At 36.2% G+C, this 17,478-nt stretch carries 23 protein-coding genes and 1 pseudogene; all 24 read left to right on the top strand.

The genetic code is table 11. The annotated features are described in order from the left end of the window. The coding region (locus JCM13188_RS17935) for a type 2 periplasmic-binding domain-containing protein (protein WP_500796489.1) at positions 1-544 on the top strand (544 nt) is incomplete at its 5' end. 44 nt (positions 545-588) lie between these two features. After that, complete coding sequence (gene dctP / locus JCM13188_RS17930) at positions 589-1,110, top strand: TRAP transporter substrate-binding protein DctP (RefSeq protein ID WP_279401394.1); 522 nt, start codon at positions 589-591, stop codon at positions 1,108-1,110. A gap of 24 nt (positions 1,111-1,134) precedes the next feature. Further along, the gene (locus JCM13188_RS04865) at positions 1,135-1,614 is read left to right on the top strand and encodes a TRAP transporter small permease (RefSeq protein ID WP_054752526.1); all 480 of its coding nucleotides are present in this window, start codon (positions 1,135-1,137) and stop codon (positions 1,612-1,614) included. Further along, positions 1,614-2,920, top strand: a pseudogene (locus JCM13188_RS04860) (TRAP transporter large permease). The gene JCM13188_RS04865 and the pseudogene JCM13188_RS04860 overlap by 1 nt, the downstream one beginning before the upstream one ends. 76 nt (positions 2,921-2,996) lie before the next feature. Then, complete coding sequence (locus tag JCM13188_RS04855; protein ID WP_369404827.1) at positions 2,997-3,641, top strand: GntR family transcriptional regulator; 645 nt, start codon at positions 2,997-2,999, stop codon at positions 3,639-3,641. A gap of 336 nt (positions 3,642-3,977) precedes the next feature. Beyond that, the gene (locus JCM13188_RS04850; protein WP_054752522.1) at positions 3,978-4,454 is read left to right on the top strand and encodes an SAF domain-containing protein; all 477 of its coding nucleotides are present in this window, start codon (positions 3,978-3,980) and stop codon (positions 4,452-4,454) included. Continuing rightward, entirely contained in the window at positions 4,436-4,759 is a 324-nt protein-coding gene (locus JCM13188_RS04845) for a hypothetical protein (protein ID WP_054752520.1), read from the top strand. Before JCM13188_RS04850 ends, JCM13188_RS04845 begins: the two co-directional genes overlap by 19 nt. Before the next feature lie 24 nt (positions 4,760-4,783). Continuing rightward, a complete protein-coding gene (locus tag JCM13188_RS04840; RefSeq protein ID WP_054752518.1) occupies positions 4,784-5,917 on the top strand; it encodes a CpaE/TadZ family protein in 1,134 nt (377 codons plus the stop codon). A gap of 18 nt (positions 5,918-5,935) precedes the next feature. Further along, positions 5,936-7,306, top strand: coding sequence for a TadA family conjugal transfer-associated ATPase (locus tag JCM13188_RS04835; protein WP_054752516.1), 1,371 nt, complete (start codon positions 5,936-5,938; stop codon positions 7,304-7,306). Then, positions 7,278-8,207 carry a type II secretion system F family protein gene (locus JCM13188_RS04830; RefSeq protein WP_279401393.1) on the top strand — a complete coding sequence of 310 codons (930 nt, stop codon included), beginning with the start codon at positions 7,278-7,280 and terminating at the stop codon, positions 8,205-8,207. Before JCM13188_RS04835 ends, JCM13188_RS04830 begins: the two co-directional genes overlap by 29 nt. 100 nt (positions 8,208-8,307) lie before the next feature. Next, entirely contained in the window at positions 8,308-8,694 is a 387-nt protein-coding gene (locus tag JCM13188_RS17925; RefSeq protein WP_279401392.1) for a hypothetical protein, read from the top strand. Positions 8,695-8,713: 19 nt separating this feature from the next. After that, on the top strand, positions 8,714-9,124 hold the full coding sequence (locus JCM13188_RS17920) for a type II secretion system F family protein (RefSeq protein WP_279401391.1): 411 nt from the start codon (positions 8,714-8,716) through the stop codon (positions 9,122-9,124). Positions 9,125-9,171: 47 nt separating this feature from the next. Beyond that, positions 9,172-9,390 (top strand): Flp family type IVb pilin, encoded by a 219-nt coding sequence (locus JCM13188_RS04820; RefSeq protein WP_054752514.1) that lies wholly within the window; start codon positions 9,172-9,174, stop codon positions 9,388-9,390. Between the two features lie 73 nt (positions 9,391-9,463). Further along, entirely contained in the window at positions 9,464-10,885 is a 1,422-nt protein-coding gene (locus JCM13188_RS04815) for a VWA domain-containing protein (protein WP_054752512.1), read from the top strand. Positions 10,886-10,908: 23 nt separating this feature from the next. After that, on the top strand, positions 10,909-11,757 hold the full coding sequence (locus JCM13188_RS04810) for a VWA domain-containing protein (RefSeq protein ID WP_054752510.1): 849 nt from the start codon (positions 10,909-10,911) through the stop codon (positions 11,755-11,757). A gap of 140 nt (positions 11,758-11,897) precedes the next feature. Beyond that, positions 11,898-12,341: a hypothetical protein gene (locus JCM13188_RS04805; protein ID WP_054752508.1), complete on the top strand. Its 444-nt coding sequence runs from the start codon at positions 11,898-11,900 to the stop codon at positions 12,339-12,341. A 67-nt stretch (positions 12,342-12,408) separates the two neighbouring features. Further along, entirely contained in the window at positions 12,409-12,828 is a 420-nt protein-coding gene (locus tag JCM13188_RS04800) for a hypothetical protein (protein ID WP_054752506.1), read from the top strand. Between the two features lie 237 nt (positions 12,829-13,065). Beyond that, positions 13,066-13,506: a hypothetical protein gene (locus tag JCM13188_RS04795; RefSeq protein ID WP_054752504.1), complete on the top strand. Its 441-nt coding sequence runs from the start codon at positions 13,066-13,068 to the stop codon at positions 13,504-13,506. Positions 13,507-13,752: 246 nt separating this feature from the next. Then, positions 13,753-14,376, top strand: a complete 624-nt coding sequence (locus tag JCM13188_RS04790; protein ID WP_054752502.1) for a hypothetical protein — start codon at positions 13,753-13,755, stop codon at positions 14,374-14,376. A gap of 53 nt (positions 14,377-14,429) precedes the next feature. After that, entirely contained in the window at positions 14,430-14,651 is a 222-nt protein-coding gene (locus tag JCM13188_RS04785; protein WP_054752500.1) for a hypothetical protein, read from the top strand. Positions 14,652-14,967: 316 nt separating this feature from the next. Then, entirely contained in the window at positions 14,968-15,762 is a 795-nt protein-coding gene (locus JCM13188_RS04780) for a vWA domain-containing protein (protein ID WP_054752498.1), read from the top strand. Between the two features lie 46 nt (positions 15,763-15,808). Beyond that, on the top strand, positions 15,809-16,528 hold the full coding sequence (locus tag JCM13188_RS04775; protein ID WP_054752496.1) for a hypothetical protein: 720 nt from the start codon (positions 15,809-15,811) through the stop codon (positions 16,526-16,528). Between the two features lie 2 nt (positions 16,529-16,530). Beyond that, complete coding sequence (locus tag JCM13188_RS04770; RefSeq protein ID WP_054752494.1) at positions 16,531-17,148, top strand: hypothetical protein; 618 nt, start codon at positions 16,531-16,533, stop codon at positions 17,146-17,148. 8 nt (positions 17,149-17,156) lie between these two features. Beyond that, entirely contained in the window at positions 17,157-17,471 is a 315-nt protein-coding gene (locus JCM13188_RS04765; RefSeq protein WP_054752492.1) for a hypothetical protein, read from the top strand. Positions 17,472-17,478 lie beyond the last annotated feature (7 nt).

The following is a 17,478-nucleotide window of genomic DNA, read 5'->3' as shown; positions in this document are numbered from 1 at the left end:
TTATTTATATATAATTACAGTAAGTAAGAATATGAAAGCGTTAACAATACGAATTGGGGGAGAAAATATGAAGCGTCTATTGGTTGTGATTACGAGTTTATTGTTGATGACATTGCTTTCAGCTTGTGTTGAAAGTGCAGATGGATCCTCAGGAGAGGGAGGGGAACAGAACCTAGTTATTTCTCACTTCTTACCAGGACAACACCCTATTCAAACGCAAGTATTTGAAGATATCGGTAGCACAATGAATGAAGAAACAGATGGAAGAATTACATACGAATTATATCCGGCTAATGCCTTAGGTGATGCTGGATCACAATACGATATGGCTGTTACAGGTGAAGCCGATATTGCATTAAGTGTTTATGGTTATACACCAGGTCGTTTTCCTTCGGTTTCAGTTTTAGAATTACCATTCTTAGCCGAAACAGCCGAGCATGGCTCTAAAATTCTATGGAATCTATACAAAGAATTCCCTGAAATACAAGAAGAACATAACGAAACAGAGCCATTATTTTATTTACAGCTGAACCAGCCCAACTAATTAGTATTGATCATAAAATTGAGTCACCAGAAGACTTAGAAGGATTGAGAGTAAGATCGCCATCTCCACTAGGTAATAAAATTTTAGAATCGCTTGGAGCTGCACCTGTGTCAATGCCTATGGGTGATGTATACGAAGCTTTAGAAAGAGGCACAGTTGATGTAGCAATGGTTCCTTTAGAAACCTTATATAATTACAGTTTTCATGAGATTGCAAAATATATAACCGTTGGTAACTTTTCAGCTACCCCATTCTTCTCGGTTATGAATAAGGATACGTACAACAATTTAAGCGAAAGCGATCAAGAGTTATTGAAGGGCTTAGTTGGCGAAGAACGTTCAGCTGAAGCAGGTAGAGTATTTGATGTTGACGGTCAAAAAGGTAAAGAATTAGCAAAAGAAAACGGTGCAGAATTCATTGAGCTAACAGATGAACAACTTAAGCCGTGGAAGGACGCCTTAAAAGATGTAACACAAGGCTGGATTCAAGATATGGAAAAAGAAGGGCTTCCAGGTCAAGAGATATATGAACGGGCGAAAGAGCTAAAAGAAGAAGTTAAAGAGTAATACAATTAAAAGGTTGTGTTCACTGTGGAAAAAATAGTGAGACTCGTTTGCAAAGGGCTACAATATGTGGCCCAATTTGTTTTATTTATAATGGCGTTAATGGTGACGCTCGATGTCATAGGTCGTAAATTCTTTAAAGCACCTATCACAGGAACGGTAGATGTAGTAGAAGTAGGGTTAATCGTTGTTATTTTCGCAAGTATTGCTTACACACATCTAAATGAAGAACATATAACAGTTGATTTTGTTGTTGAGAAATTTCCTGAAAAATTGCAGTATGTCGTTGAAATAATTATTAATGTGGTTATTGCAATATTAATGATCTTGATTTCATGGAGTATGTGGAACAATGCACAAAGACTATTAGACTCAAACACTGTAACTGGTGATATAGAGTTACCGATGTTTATATTTGCAGTATTTAGTGTGATTGGAACTGTTATGTTTGCGTTAGTGGCAGTCGTTTTAGCTCTTAGGTATAGACAGAAGGTGATAAGAAAATGATTACAGCTGAGATGTTAGGTGTTATAGGTATTGTTGTTTTACTTATATTGTTTATGTTGAAAATCCCAGTAGGTATATCTCTAATTATAGTCGGGTTTATTGGGACCAGTATGATTAGAGGATGGGATGTGGCCTTTTCTCAATTGGGCCGTACACCTTTTGATACAGCTTCGTCATATTCCTTGAGTGTAATTCCATTATTTATTTTAATGGGGATGGTCTTATCAAACACTGGTATTGGAAGTGATTTATACAAAGCTGTCGACCATTGGGTTGGTCACCTTCGTGGTGGTCTAGCTATGGCAACAATCGGAACTTCAAGTATTTTCTCTGCTATATCAGGTTCACTTAATGCGACCACGGCAACTGTTTCAAAAATAGCTCTTCCCGAAATGGAAAAGTATAACTATAAATCTAGTCTTTCGACTGCTTGTGTTGCTGCAGGAGGAACGTTAGGAATATTAATCCCACCTAGTGTCATTTTAATATTATATGGAATTCTGACTAGAGAACCAATTGGTGCATTGCTAATAGCAGGTATTATTCCGGGGATCTTACAAGTCATCTTGTTTATGATAACTATTGCTATTCTAGTTTCGAGAAAGCCAAACTTGGCACCTGCTCGAACAGAAAAAGTATCCTTTAGTGAAAAATTTAAATCAGTAGCCAAAATTTGGCCATTCCTACTTCTTTTCTTAATTACAATAGGAGGAATCTATGCTGGTTTCTTCACCCCGACCGAGGCCGCAGGTGTAGGTGCTTTCTGTTCCATTTTAGTTGCACTGATCAGTAAAAACTTAACTGGAAAAGGTTCTTGGATTCGTTTAATGAATCAGTAAGGTTAACAGCGTACATATTCCTTATACTAATCGGCGCGACCTTGTTCGGGCAGTTTATAACGATCAGTAGAATACCGCAAGAACTAACATCATTTGTAGGTAGCCTTGAGTTAAACAATTATATTATTCTAGTTTTTATCTTACTAGCCTTATTCTTACTTGGTTGCTTTGTAGAAGGATTATCATTAATTGTTTTAACTCTTCCAATTGTATATCCGATCATTACTGAACTAGGGTTTAATGGCATTTGGTTTGGAATTATCATGGTTATGGCTATTAACATTGGTTCGTTAACGCCACCAATTGGTATCAGTGTCTATGTAATTAAAGGGGCTGCACCTCACATTCCAATACAGACCATATTCAAAGGTGTCATGCCGATGATTGTGGCAATGGTTATTTGCGTTGCAGTTCTTATTGTAATACCTGATTTAGTAACCGTTCTACCAGATATGATGAATAAATAGAACTCACCATTCACTTTTTGGTATATTAGGAGTAGACTATTTAACAAAATCTAGCTAATCAATGGAGAAGTGCAGTATGAACAAGAAACAAAAAGCGTATAATTATATGAAATCAAGAATATTAGAAGGAACTTATGTAGCAGGTCAGCGCATTGTCATCAATCAATTAGTTAAAGAATTAGAAACAAGCGCAATTCCGATACGTGAAGCGGTTCGCCAACTTGAAGCAGAAGGGCTGATTGAATATCAAAATAACATCGGCCCTGTCGTAACACCTATTGATGACAGTCAGTATATTGAAACGTTATCAGTCTTAGCTGTTTTGGAAGGCTACGCAACAGCTTTAAGCAAGGACTTCATGGATAAAGACAAACTGATTCAATTAGAAAAAATTAACCACCAAATGGAACAAGCACTTGAAGAGTTTGATTTTGCCGAATTTGGGGATGCGAACCGTCAGTTTCATGATGAAATTTACAAAAGCTGCCCCAATTTATATTTAGTTAAATCCATAAGAGATACATGGCGGAAAATAGATTCGATCAGGGTGACGGGCTCAACGTTTCATCCGAAAAGAGCGAAGAAGTCAATTGAAGAACATGAATCTATTATACAGATGTTAAGAAACAAAGAAGATTTTAGTGTAATTGAGCTTGAAGTTCGTAACCATAAAATGAATACCGTAATGGCCTATAAGGAACAGACAGAGAAAACCAATTAATATATAGCTCCAATTGTGTTGTTTATAAACAATCAGTTGGGGCTTTTTTATATAAACTTACATAAAGTAACTAAACATTTATTAAAATTAACAGAAAAACAATACTATTTAACTATAAAATTTGAAAAGAAAAGGAAAAATAGTCCAAAAGACCCGTTTATAGTTATGAGTAATTGGGGAATTAGATTTATAGAAAAATATTCCTACTTTGGTAACATGATAGTTAAAGAAATTGTCAATCCCTTGTTACTCTAAGGTTATCTTGAATTCAAGGTATTTTATTTGGAAAAAACATAATAGTCTAAAAGAGGCAAAGCAGAAAGAAGGTCAAAAGTCATGCTGGAATCGAAACGAAAAGCACTCATATTTCTATTATTAGCTATTATCCTAGCAGCTACATCAGGCTACTTGATACTCCAGAAGGTCCAATCTTTAAACGAAGATTTAGGGACGTTTGTAACGGTTTATAAAGCAAACGGAGACATTGCATCAAGAAAGATTATCACAGCCTCAGATGTTACTACAGAACAAATCCCGCAAAGATATTTAAGAGATGATTACATAACCTCAGAGTCTCAACTAACAAACATGGTATCTTTAGTCCCATTAACAGAAGGCGATATTATAACCGACACGATGTTAAAAGAAGCATCAGCTATAACTAGTGAGAATACACGTTTAATCACACTCATACAATCTGAACGAATCTTTTCGATGAAGCACTCGCTCCAGGAGATCGAGTCGATATCGTTGTATCACATGAATTTAATAATGAACCTGTCACAGAAGTATTTATGGAAAATGTTAATGTGATCCAAACGTCAAAAGATGATGAGACTAATAACTTCTTAGCAGCACGTGTTGAAATCCCATTTGATAGAGTTACCGAACTAATTCATTTACAGAATTATGCTGATAGCCTAAGGATTGTTAGGGCAAGTGTTGGTAAAAACATACAAGATTCACTACCTCAGCAACAATCTGAAGGTGAAGAGTCAAGTGAGGAAAATGAATCAAGCGAACAAAGTGAACAAACGAACAATGAACAGAATAATAACGAATCGAACCAAGAAAAAAGCCAAGAAGAAACCAATCAAAATGATTCAAGTGAAGAATAGAATAATAGTCGTTGGAGGAGCCTTATGAGTAAAGTTAACGATCTCTACGTAATTGGAAATCATACAGAACTTAAAGATACACTGCGTCAACAAATCAGTGAATCTTTTAACCTATTAGAAGTATCGATAAATGATTTTAAGAAGATCCATGCTCAAATTATCATAGTCGCTAATCAAGATGATTCAACAGTTGACTTAGTTCAGTCAGCATTAGCAGAGTTTCCAAGTGCCTCAGTTGTTTGCGTCAATGGAGTTGAAGACTTTGATTTGCTTAGAAGTTTAAACCGTCTAGGTGTCACAGATTTTTATGTGATACCTGGTGAAGAACTCATTCTCAAGGAAAGGCTCGAAGAACTAGCGCAAGATTATGCTAGAAGAGATTTATCTATAAACGAGTCAGAAGGTTTTAAACGAGGTGGCGGGAAGGTTTTTGCATTTTATAGTGGTTCTGGAGGAACAGGCAAATCGTTAATCAGTGCAACTTACGCACAAACACTAAAGCTTGAGTCAACTGGTAAAGTATTGTTTATTGACCTCAATCTTCAATACGGCGGGGCTGAAACTTATCTTGGTATCGAAAGTAACCGTACCATCATCGACTTACTTCCAGTTATTAATGAACTAGGGGAACACCACATCAGAAATGTATCAGAACGAGAATCACATTCTGAATTAAATGTTCTAATTAGTCCTAAAGATGCTGAGATGGCAGAAAAAATTACTGAAGATTTTGTTTTAAGGCTAATTAGAGCAAGTAAGCGAAATTTTGATTTCATCGTTATCGATTTACCAAACTGGATGGATGAAAAGACGTTAATGGCATTGGAAGAATCGGATCGAATCTATTATGTAATGGATGTTAATACCGTATCAATGCGCGTGTTAAAGAGTGTGGAAAGCCTATTTACACGACTAGGCATTAATACTAAAGAAAAACTGGAAGTCGTGATTAATATGAAAAGCAAGGATACAGAGTTAACAAAGAAAGACTTGGAACGATTCGTATCTTACCCAGTAGCAGCAGAAATTAGAAGAGATTATAAAAACATTCAAGCCAAAATTAATCATGGTGAACCGTTACGTAAAGAACCTAAAGAAAAGAAGTTAACGCCATTTTCTAAAGACATACATAAATGGGTTAACTCTATGCTGAAATAGTGTGAAAGGGGTGAAAGTATGTCGCTTTTTCAAAGGGAATCAAAAGAAAAGTTAGAGAACGAACTGGAGTCCAACGTCCGATCAAATTTCGGCTATATTGAAGAATTGGTCGAACACTATAAATCTCGTTTACTAACTGAGGTGAACCTTGAACAAATTACAAGTTTAAGTGATTCTGATAAACGTTTAAAAATTGAGCGACTGGTTAACCAGTTTATGTCTGAAGAAAAAGTAGTCATCCCTAAGCAAGATAAAAAACGAATGCTTTCAATGTTAATTGATGAAAGTGTTGGTTTTGGACCACTGGAACCTTTACTAAAAGATGAGGATATAACAGAAATACTAGTCAATGCCCCTAATGAAGTATACGTGGAAAGACGGGGTCAACTTGAACGAGTAAATGTCTCCTTTAAGGATGAAGATCACGTTCGTCACATTGTTGACCGGGTCGTAGCGCCACTTGGTAGACGTATTGATGAGAGTTCACCAATGGTCGATGCTAGATTACCAGATGGTAGTCGTGTGAATGCAGTTATTAATCCCATTAGCTTAGGCGGAACACTATTGTCAGTAAGAAAATTCCGTAAAACTCCGTTTACAATGGATGATCTACAGGAATTTGGGACATTTACTGATGAGATGTCTAAATTCATGCAAGCCATAACCAAAACAAAACTAAGCGTCCTAATCTCTGGAGGAACGGGTAGTGGTAAGACGACACTCCTCAATGCCTTAGCAAAATCCATCCCGAAAAAAGAACGTGTCATTACCATTGAGGATTCAGCAGAGTTAAGGTTAGAAAGGCCGAATGCAGTTGGAATGGAAGCTCGCCCGCCAAACGTTGAAGGTGAAGGCGAAATCACCATTAGACAATTGGTTAAAAACTCTCTAAGAATGAGACCAGACCGAATCATCGTGGGTGAGGTCCGTGGCCCTGAAGCATTTGATATGCTGCAAGCCATGAATACAGGTCACGAAGGTTCACTCACAACCGTTCACGCTAATACGCCAATTGATGCTATTAATCGTGTGGAAGGCATGGTTATTATGGCAGGAATGGATTTAACAACAGGAGTTATTCGAGATTACATTACGGGAGCTCTAGATTATATCGTTCAAGTTCAAAGGTTAACAGATGGTACACGTAAAATCATGAATATATCAGAAGTTGAAAAAACAGCTAGTGGGAAAATCGAAGTAAGAGACATATTTAAATTCCAACGTACTGGTATGGATGAAGAAGGCAACGTTATTGGCCAATTTACACCAACTGGTATTATACCTAAATGTCTACCACATTTAAGAGTTCATGGAATTGAAATCAGCCCATCTTTCTTTGAGACGAGGGAGGTTTATAGCGATGAACATAGCAGTGTCTATACTTTATAGCTTAGCTATTTTATCCTTGCTTATGGCTGGCTACTATTTCCTAGGGTTTAGGTCTCAAAAGAAAGAATGGAATATGAAAGTAAAAGAATGGTTTCCAGAAGAAGAACGTAAAAGTTTTATCAGTAAATGGGGAGATCGCTTTGATGAAAGAGAGTCCTCCCAAGCCCTCAAAGATAAACTACATAATGCGAATTTGAAACTTTTACCTTCTGAATATCTCGGAATCTTAATTGTTGGTTACATGGCACTCTTTGTCATGATGTCTTCTATATTTGGCATGTCGCTTAAAGTCAGCTTGCTTCTTCCAATATTACTCTTATTTATTGCTAACTATCTATTATTCTATTTTAGAAAAAACAGTTACGAAGCAAGGTTTAATGAGCAACTGAGTGAAGTATGTAGGTTACTCGGTAACGCAGCGAGGTCAGGCTTAACGGTCAACCAGGGAATCGACATAGTCGCAAGAGAATTAAGCGGACCAGCAGGAGCAGAATTCAAAAGAATTTCTAATGAACTCAAAATGGGAGTCACATTAGACAGAGCACTTAGAGAAGTTCAGAAAAGAAATAAATCACGAGACTTTAATCTCTTTATAGCAACTCTATTAATTCAGAAGAAAACAGGCGGAAATCTCGCTCTCACACTTGAAACAATGGCCAATACATTCGAAGATCGCAAAGTATTAAACCAAATTATCAAAACCATGACATCTGAACAAAAATATATTTCATTTATCGTTCCAGCTCTTCCAGTATTTTTGTTACTCGTTATGAACAACGTCATCGAGGGATTCATTGATCCACTTTGGTCGGGGTTCGGACTCGTCATGCTCTTCCTATTCGTTGGATCAATTGTTCTATCGTTTGTTCTCATACGAAAAATTACGGATATAAAGGTGTAGCCTATGGATGCATTAATCATACTCTCAATAATAGCGTTTTGGTTTTGTACATTGCTCTTTTTAAAGCATTATTGGTCGTTTTCTGAATAATAAACGAGACGTGCTAGATCATGTATCGGATGTAACAGATACAGACCCGTTCGAGAAAAGAGAGAAAAAGAAAAATAGAAGAGCTGAACTCTTTCAATTCATGACAAAGTATGCAGATGAATTTTCTGATCTAGGACAGCGCATTAACTTCTTTAGTGAAAATTTCATGGTAGAAGAATGGCTCAGAAAATCAGGGAACCCTTTAAAACTGACAGTTGCTAGATTTCAAGGTTTAAAGATTTTTCTATTAATAATCGGTTTTATTTCAGGGGTTCTTGCCGTTCTAATAGGGCTACCATTTTCTCAATATATGTTGGTGTTTAACCCAGTGCTTGGTTATTTTTTACCAATTATTTTGATTAGAAGAGAAGTAAAAAAAACGCCAGCAAGCGATTAGACGTGACTTACCAGACTTTATGGATACGATTAGCACAAGTTTGCAAGCTGGTGTGAGTCTGGACCAGGCATTAAGAGAAGTCATCCTTCACTTTGATGGGCCAATCAGAGAAGAATTCTCAAGGTTCAACCAAGAAATTGATTTAGGTGTTCCAAGAGAGAAAGCTTACAGAGAATTACTTAAACGGAATGATAATGATGAATTCCAATCTTTAATTAAGGGGTTAATTCAAGGTTTGCAACTAGGAATTCCGATAGCCCAAACCTTCAAAGTGCAAGCCGATGACCTTAGACAAATTAGGCAAGAACAGGTAAAAGAACTTGCTGCTAAGGCATCGCCAAAAGTAACCTTAGTGACAACTTTTTTTAATAGCACCCGTTTCCATACTGATCATTGCAGGGCTAATGATCATGAATATGTTGATGGGTGATAATAGCATATTTAATTTATTTTAAAAAATATAAGGAGGAATTTTAAATGAACTTTTTAGTAGGTATGTACACTAGAATGATGAACAAGGTGGAAGGTTTTAAGCAGGATGAAAGAGGTTCACAGACATTAGAGTGGATTGGTATTGCGGCAGTAATTGTGATTTTAGTAGGAGTGATTTCGCAAGCGTTTAGTGAGGGGAAATTTGGTGATACTTTGGTAACTAAGTTTGGGAATTTAATTGAAAAAATAGGGTCAGGAAATTAATAGTATTCAATATGCTTACTGGATACTAAATTTGCACTAGAACAGGGGATTTTTAAAATATGACAAAAAAAAAATGCGTTGGTTAACATTAATTCTGATTATTTTAATAGTATTTACAGGTTGTAATAAAGAAGATGATACTCCTAAAAATTCAGATAGTGATAATGACCAGACGAAAACTGAAAACAGTGAAAGCGAACCCCAAAATGATGAGAATCAAACAGAAGAAAAAGCAGCTGATAAACAAGCAGCAGAAGCAGAAGAAGGCTTGACTTTAAATGACTTTAAACCCATACCAACAGATGTTGAAGGTTTAGCTAAACAAACCAGCGGAAAGTTTGCTGACCCAAAAAGTGTATATGATTTAGAAGATGAACTTAAGAAGGAAATGAATCAGTTAGGTCCAATGAGTGAAAACCCTACTGATGAAGAATATGAGAAGTACTTGCGTTTTATTTATAGTCTAGTAAAAGAAAATTATCCTAACCCTGAGAATGTTATTAAAAAGTGGGAGTTTGCATCTTTCGGAAGTCCGGATTTACCAGATTCTAAGTTTCATTTTAAAGAGAATTATAATGTTGAAATTATTTTAGATTCGAGTGGATCCATGGCTAACCCAGCAGGTAATGGAACTAGGATGGATGTAGCTAAGAAATCTATTAAAGAATTTTTATCCGAAGTTCCTGAAGAAGCAAACGTATCTCTTAGAGTTTATGGGCACAAAGGAACAGGAGCAGACAGTGACAAGGAGATGTCGTGTAATGCGATTGAACAGGTATATGGGTTTAATACTTACCATGAAGACAAATTCCAAAAATCCTTAAATCAATTCAAACCAATGGGATGGACTCCTTTAGCGGATGCCTTGAAACAGTCGCAAGAAGCCTTGAGTCAATTTGACTCAAAAAAGAATACGAATTTAATTTATGTTGTGAGTGATGGAATCGAAACGTGTGATGGGGACCCTGTAGCCGTAGCAAAAGAGTTATCTAAGTCTAATGCTCAGCCGATTATCAATATCATTGGTTTCCAAACGGATGCCGAAGCACAAAAACAACTCGAAAAGATGGCCGAAGTTTCTGGCGGTATTTTTGCTTCAGCAAGCAATGAAGAAGAACTACAAGAGGAGTTCGAGCGTGCAGAAGAAGTATTAGACGCATGGAAAGACTGGAAAGATGATGCTATGCAAGATCTAGAGGCAAAAAGAGTCAATAGTAGCTTCGACATTATGGGGCTTCATAATGAGTGGTCATTTACAACGATGTCGACAAGTAATCAAATGAAAGCGGTAGTAAATGTATCCCAAGATTTAGGTTTTTTCACAATTGATCAACTTTCTGAAATGAAAAGCAGAATAGATACTGTAATAAGTGAGATAGATTCTACAGTTGATCAACTTGAAAAAGATCTCGAAGAGTTAAGAGATAAAAATTTAGAAGAAGCAAGAAAAATTGTTGAAGAGAAATATAATAAACAAACCACACAGGATGATTAGTTTTTAATAAAGAGGTAGTAATGATGAAACTTAAACCATTGTATGTTCTATTAATAGTGTTATTCATTTCAGGTTGTAGTAACAGTGATAGCACCAAGCCTCATCCTGAAGATTCTGACCCTGAAATTGAGAATGAAACTGTAACTACTTCTGATCAAGACCAAGAAGAGAGTAATGAGACAGAGGATGTTAAAGAAAGTCAAGATGAAGAGCCTGAAATAACACTAGAAGAACTTGACCCAATTCCAACGAATGTGGAAGGGCTGGCTAGTCAATCACCAGGTAGATTTGCAAACGCAGATAGTATTTATGATCTAGATCAAGAGATAAAAGAAGCTATGCAAGACGTTGGCCCGATGAGTAAAAACCCAACTGATGAAGAATATGAGAGGTTTTTAAGAAAAATGTACTGGTTAGTGGCTCAGGATTATCCAAATCCTGAGGATGTAATAAAAAAGTGGGAGTTTGCTTCCTTTGGTAACCCTGACTTACCAGATACTAAGTTTCATTTTAAAGAGAATTATAATGTTGAAGTTATATTAGATTCGAGTGGATCAATGGCGAATCCAGCTGGTAATGGAACTAGGATGGATGTAGCTAAGAAATCTATTAAAGAATTCTTGTCCGAAGTTCCTGAAGAAGCCAACGTGTCTCTTAGAGTTTATGGGCACAAAGGGACAGGAGCAGATAGTGATAAAGAAATGTCATGTAATGCGATTGAACAGGTATATGGATTTAATATTTACAATGAAGATAAATTCAAAAAATCTTTAAATCAATTCAAACCAATGGGATGGACCCCTTTAGCGGACGCTCTAAAACAATCGCAAGAAGCACTAAGTCAATTTGATGCTAAAAAGAATACCAATTAATTTATGTAGTAAGTGATGGGATCGAAACATGTGATGGAGACCCTATAGCTGTAGCAAAAGAACTATCTAAGTCTAATGCTCAGCCTATTATCAACATCATTGGTTTCCAAACGGATGCCGAAGCACAAAAACAACTCGAGATGATGGCCGAAGTTTCTGGTGGAATCTTCGCTTCTGCAAGTAATGAGGAAGAACTACAAAAAGAGTTCGATAGAGCTGAGAAGGTGTTAGAGTCATGGAATCAATGGAAAGATGATGCTATGTATGACATAGAAGTTCAGGAAACCGATAATTACTTTGACATCCTTGGTATAAGTAACGATTGGTATTTCACTACATTAGGCGTAGATAATAATTTGCATAGCTTTGCTGATGTATTAGAGGAAATTGAATTCATAACTTATGAACAAAGCAAGGAACTTAAAAACAGAATTAGTACAGTTATGGAAAAAATCGAAGAAACAGGAAACCAACTTGAAAAAGATATGGAAGAAATCAGTGAAAAATCGTTACAGGAAGCTAAAAAATGGTTGAACAAAAATATAAATCCCAAACATCAGAAGAGTGATATCAAACACTTATAAAGATAGCGTTAAATACCCCGAAAATTAAATTTACGGGGTGGTTAGATGAAAAAGTGGTTCAAAAAGAGTGTTATTTTATCAATTGTATATAACGTTATCTCCATTATTAATTCCGGCTCTCCACGCTGTTAGTCCATGGTCTGGTAATACATGGGAAGGAAATCCATGGGAAGGTAAACCTTGGGATGGATCTAATCTTCAGTGGGAAGGCGAAGAAACTGATACGAAAATCAATGGAACAGAGTTTGGTGTGCCGCCTAGTTCTCCCTGGAACCCATATGGGAATCAATTAATGACTAGAAGTTTTTCTAGTTTAAGTATTAGTGATAGTGAATTAAACCATTGGAACAGCAGGGCTGGTTACTCGATAGCTTTCTATGAAGGTAGTGCTTTTAAATCAGCAGACTTTATATTAAACGGTCTAATATACAGCAGTATAATTTATCAGATAACCCATTTGGATTATCTGATGGCAAACTTAGTTTAGGAAGGTTTGCTAATAATATTGCCCTTAATGGCTCCAAGTTATTATTAGATGATAATAATACAGCTGTCAACATTTATGATACTGCATCTAATAGTTATGAAGCTTTTAATTCTGTAAAAGAAATTAAAGCACTAGCTGTAGATAGTACAGATGTAAGTATGTCCGATGAATTAAATAGAAAAGGTTTAAATAAATACAGCTCATTAGTGAAGCAATCTGCTAAGGACTTATTACAAAATGCGGACTTTCAAAACGTTAAAAAAGACTTGGGCCAGTATGGGGGCGCTATCTAAGTTTAATGCTGGTATAGCAGGGTTGAATTCTTTTGTGTCTGCTTATAAAACTGGTGAGAGTATAAAAGCATTTTTACAATTAAGTGAAGGTGCAAAAAGCACAGTTAAAACTACTGCTGGAGCAGAGATAGGTGCTAATGTAGGTGAAACAATTGCTAGTACAGGAGCCTTAGTGATGGCTATCCCTGGGGGCCAGGCGTTAGGCCTTGGAATAGCTGCTATTGGTACGGGAATTTATGGTATATCTAAAGGGGTACAATTATTTTCACGCAATTGGAAAGGTGATATCTTAAGTACCTCAAAAAGTATTGGCAAAAAAGTTGTTGATTCTACTAAGAGCTCAATTACCAAAGCCTTTAGTAAAGTTAAAGGGTTATTTTCTTAAATATAAACATTCGTGTGAAACTAGAATAACTGTGGTGATTTCTATTGGATATGTATAACAGAGTAAATAAATTAAGCAAGAATTATAAAAAAGGTTTAGAGAAGATAAAAATTAACCCGTGTGCATTCTGTAATGGCGAAGAAACATTTTACTATGTTTTATACAAAAATATATTAATAGGAAATGTTAAAGGTTATGCGCTAATTAATCCAAACGGACATACTAGTAAAGATGAAGCTAAAAAATGTGTTTACTGCTCATATGATGTTTGCAGTGACTGTTAACAACATCAAAAATTTAAGTGAAAGAACACAGGTTGAGCTAAACTCACACTCGACCGTAAAAAACTATTTAAATAAGGTTCTTAGTCTAGATATATTGGATCCAAATCAAAGGAATTTCCAAAATGCATATGAAGTTTTAAATGACATGTTTCAACTACAGGAAGAATTCGAAGAAAGATGGAAAGAAGCTAATAGTTTGCTAGAAGAAATAAATAATAAAGGTTTTTTCAGTAATAATGATCTTGAAATACTCATTAAATATCTGCCTTTGTTTAACTTAATACAATACAAACAGTTGCATACTCGTTTTAAAAATAGTAAAGATTTCGATTTTGTTTATAAGCATCGAGAAGTGTTCGATGAAGCTGAAATAAGTTTTGATAATAAAATTTTAAAAAGTATGATTACTGATGTTATTTATGATGAATTGAATAATTCAATAAATAAAATTACAAAGAACATTAACATAACAAGTGTAGATACTTATGAAACTATTTATGAAAAATGGAACACTTATTATAGAGAGGGATTGAATCAAAGGGTAAATGATAGTTTAAACTTATTACGTTATCCGCAAATATGGTAAAAAGTTTAAGGTATCCAGATATAAATGGTTCATAACTTTGGGAGATGAGTTCAATGAGTTTGTTTAAGAGTTGGGTAAGCTTTTCAATTATCTTACTTATATTGATAACTGGTTGTTCTAATGAATCGCATGATGCATCTTCAAATGAGGAAAATCAAGAAGACGTTGCAGGAGAATCTATTGATGTACCAGTGGCAGCAACTGATGCAGAAGGGATGATTAAAGAAGGACCTGGAGAATTGTTTTTAATGGAAGAGGTTAAAGAAGCAGAGTAAAACAGAAGGTTGAAAAACTCCCAGATGAAGCCACACCGGATGAGATATACGCTTTCTTAACACAGTTAACAGCAGCCGACTACAGTTCGCCATTAAATAAATATGAAAACTTTGATCCGACGTTCTCGATTGAAGGAGCACCTGAGGGGGCTAGCGCTGAAGAAAGTGAAGAGTCAGAAGAAAAAAGAAAACATATAGCATTATTGATGGATGCAAGTGGCAGTATGGGTGCTTATGTTGGTAGTGAGACTAAGATGCAATCTGCCAAAAAGCTTTGAAAGAGTTTGTCTCCGAGTTACCTAAAGACGCGCAAATAATGCTTAGAGTATATGGACACAAGGGAAGTAGTAGAGATGCAGATCAAGAGCTGTCATGTTCTAGTACGGAAGTTGTTTACCCATTAAATCACTATGACAGTAAAAAATTTGATAAGGCTTTATCCAAGTTTAAACCTGTTGGTTGGACTCCTTTAGCAGCATCCATAGAGGCTGCAGAAAAGGATTTATTAGAAAATTCTAATGATGATGTGGAAAATACAGTCTATATCATAAGTGATGGGGAAGAGACCTGTGGAGGAGACCCTGTCAAAGCCGCAAGGAACTTACATGATTCAGGAATTGCAACAGCTGTGAATATCATTGGCTTTGATGTTGGGAATGAGGCCCAACAACAATTAAAGGCAGTAGCTGAAGCGGGCGGTGGTGAATTCACTAATGTTAAATCCGGTGAAGGTTTAGTCGATGCTGCCCTTAAAAATATAAATGAAGCCGTTCGTGAAGCGGGTAATAATATTTGGAGTGCATTAGAGAAAACAGACATTAACTGGGACAAAATCGATAAAAACAATGAGCTAAATGATATTTCCTCAGAGTTTCGTGACCTTGTTAATCGTGAAAGTAGATTATATAACCGCGCCATACAACTCTTGGTTCAAACTGAACAAATTGATGAAGAAACTGAGAACGAGCTAAAACAGCTTATAGATGATAGGTCAAATAAACTATCGGAGTTTAATGATAATAAATTTGAAGAGCTTAAAAGCCTAATGGAAGAAGAATATGAAAAAACGATAAATCGTCTAGATGAACTGATGGAAGAAAGCAAACAGTAGGAAGTCTATTAAGCTAAAAGTCTAGCGAAAAGTTGGAGAGGTTAAAATGGATCACCCTTTAAAAAATACATGGGAATTATATACTGGTAAGTTTGAACAAATATTAGTACTCATGCTCACTACAACATTGCCTTTACTTCTCATACACTCGTTTGCAACGAACTACATATATGCTATAACACCAAGCTTTTCAATTTATTCAGTTGCAGATATCTATAATGGTTTTTTGACGTTGTTGTTATTTTTATATGCGCAAACTCCATATATACGATTTGTTTACAACGAACATATGGGTAAAGACCACAGTTTAAGAAATTCAATCTTCATTTTTTTAGCGAACGGGTTCACGGTTTTCATATTTGCCTGCATCACCGCATTTCTGACGACCATTGGCTTTATGTTATTTTTACTTCCGGGATTAATCTTACTAGCATTAGTCTTCCCGGTGCCTTATTTAAGCATTTTTGATGAGAAGTCTACTTGGAAATCATTTAAGGAAGGTTTTCGTATTGGTAAAAAGCGCTTTCTTAAAATATCCTTAATGCTGTTTCTCTTAGGGATGGTTGAGTTATTATTTGGTATTTTTGTTACTTACCAATTATTTAATATAACATCATCATTTGCAGCACAGATGATCACCCAGATGACAATCAATCTATTGTTTTTTCCATTTTTAATTATGTGGATGACATCGCTAATCATTAAATGGCGTGAGCAACTGGAGACCTTTGACGTTAGCGGTGAAAAAAGTGAGATAGGGGTGTAGATGTGTTTAGACAATTAAAGAGAGTTTTTGTTTCTTTAATCGTTGCGATTATTGCGTTTTACCCATTATTTACTCCTGTTGCTTTTGCGGTAGACTCTTGGTCTGGTAACCCGTGGACAGGAGATACATGGGAAGGCGATCCATGGGAAGGTAAGACTTGGGATGGGTCGAACTTACAGTGGGAAGGTGATCCATGGGAAGGCAACGGGACAGAAGGCGAAACTTGGAATGGTGAAGGAACACAAGGTGAAGGCTGGAATAGTAATCCCATGCAGAGTTTCAATCCTGGTAACCAGTGGCAAACCCTGCCATGGCATTTACAAGGTTGGACAGCAAACGGATACTTAGCTAATCCATGGTCTCAGAATGGCTTTAATGGCTCCGGAACAACGGGAAGCCCATGGTTGCAGAATGGATTTAATGGCTCTGTAACAACCGGAAATCCATGGTTACAGAGTGGGTTTAACGGAACTGGGACTCAAGGTAATCCGTGGGTGTTAAATGGAATAACGGGTGCTCCATTCAGTGGTATTGAAACTACAGGTAAATTAACAACTGGTGACTCGTGGAACTTAAATGATTTTTACAGAGTGATGGTTATAAAGTTGGAAAGTATGTAGCTAAAGATGTGGTCTTAGGTCAAGTCGAGCTTGCTGGTGATTTTCTAAAACATCAAGCCATAGTAGAAGCTGGCGGAACTTCGAAGTTTGGCCTAAGTTCAGTTACAGGATTTCGTACCAATCTTTTAATAAACGGATTAAAACTTAAGTATGATGGTCATGCATTCTTTGATGCTTATGAAACTGGAGAAAAAGTAGCATTAGGTGTAGAGGGAATAAAGAAATTTAGAGATATTCAAAATGTTACACAAACCACTAGTGGAATCGGTGATCTGAGATCGGCTGCAAGTATTACCGCCTCCTCACCTACTTTGGTGCTCTAACTAAATT

This window comes from Piscibacillus salipiscarius JCM 13188 (assembly GCF_001311865.1).
In the GTDB taxonomy this organism is placed as follows: domain Bacteria; phylum Bacillota; class Bacilli; order Bacillales; family Alkalibacillaceae; genus Piscibacillus; species Piscibacillus salipiscarius.
Note: the sequence above shows the minus strand (reverse complement) of the source record. Positions and strands in the feature narration are given on the sequence as shown.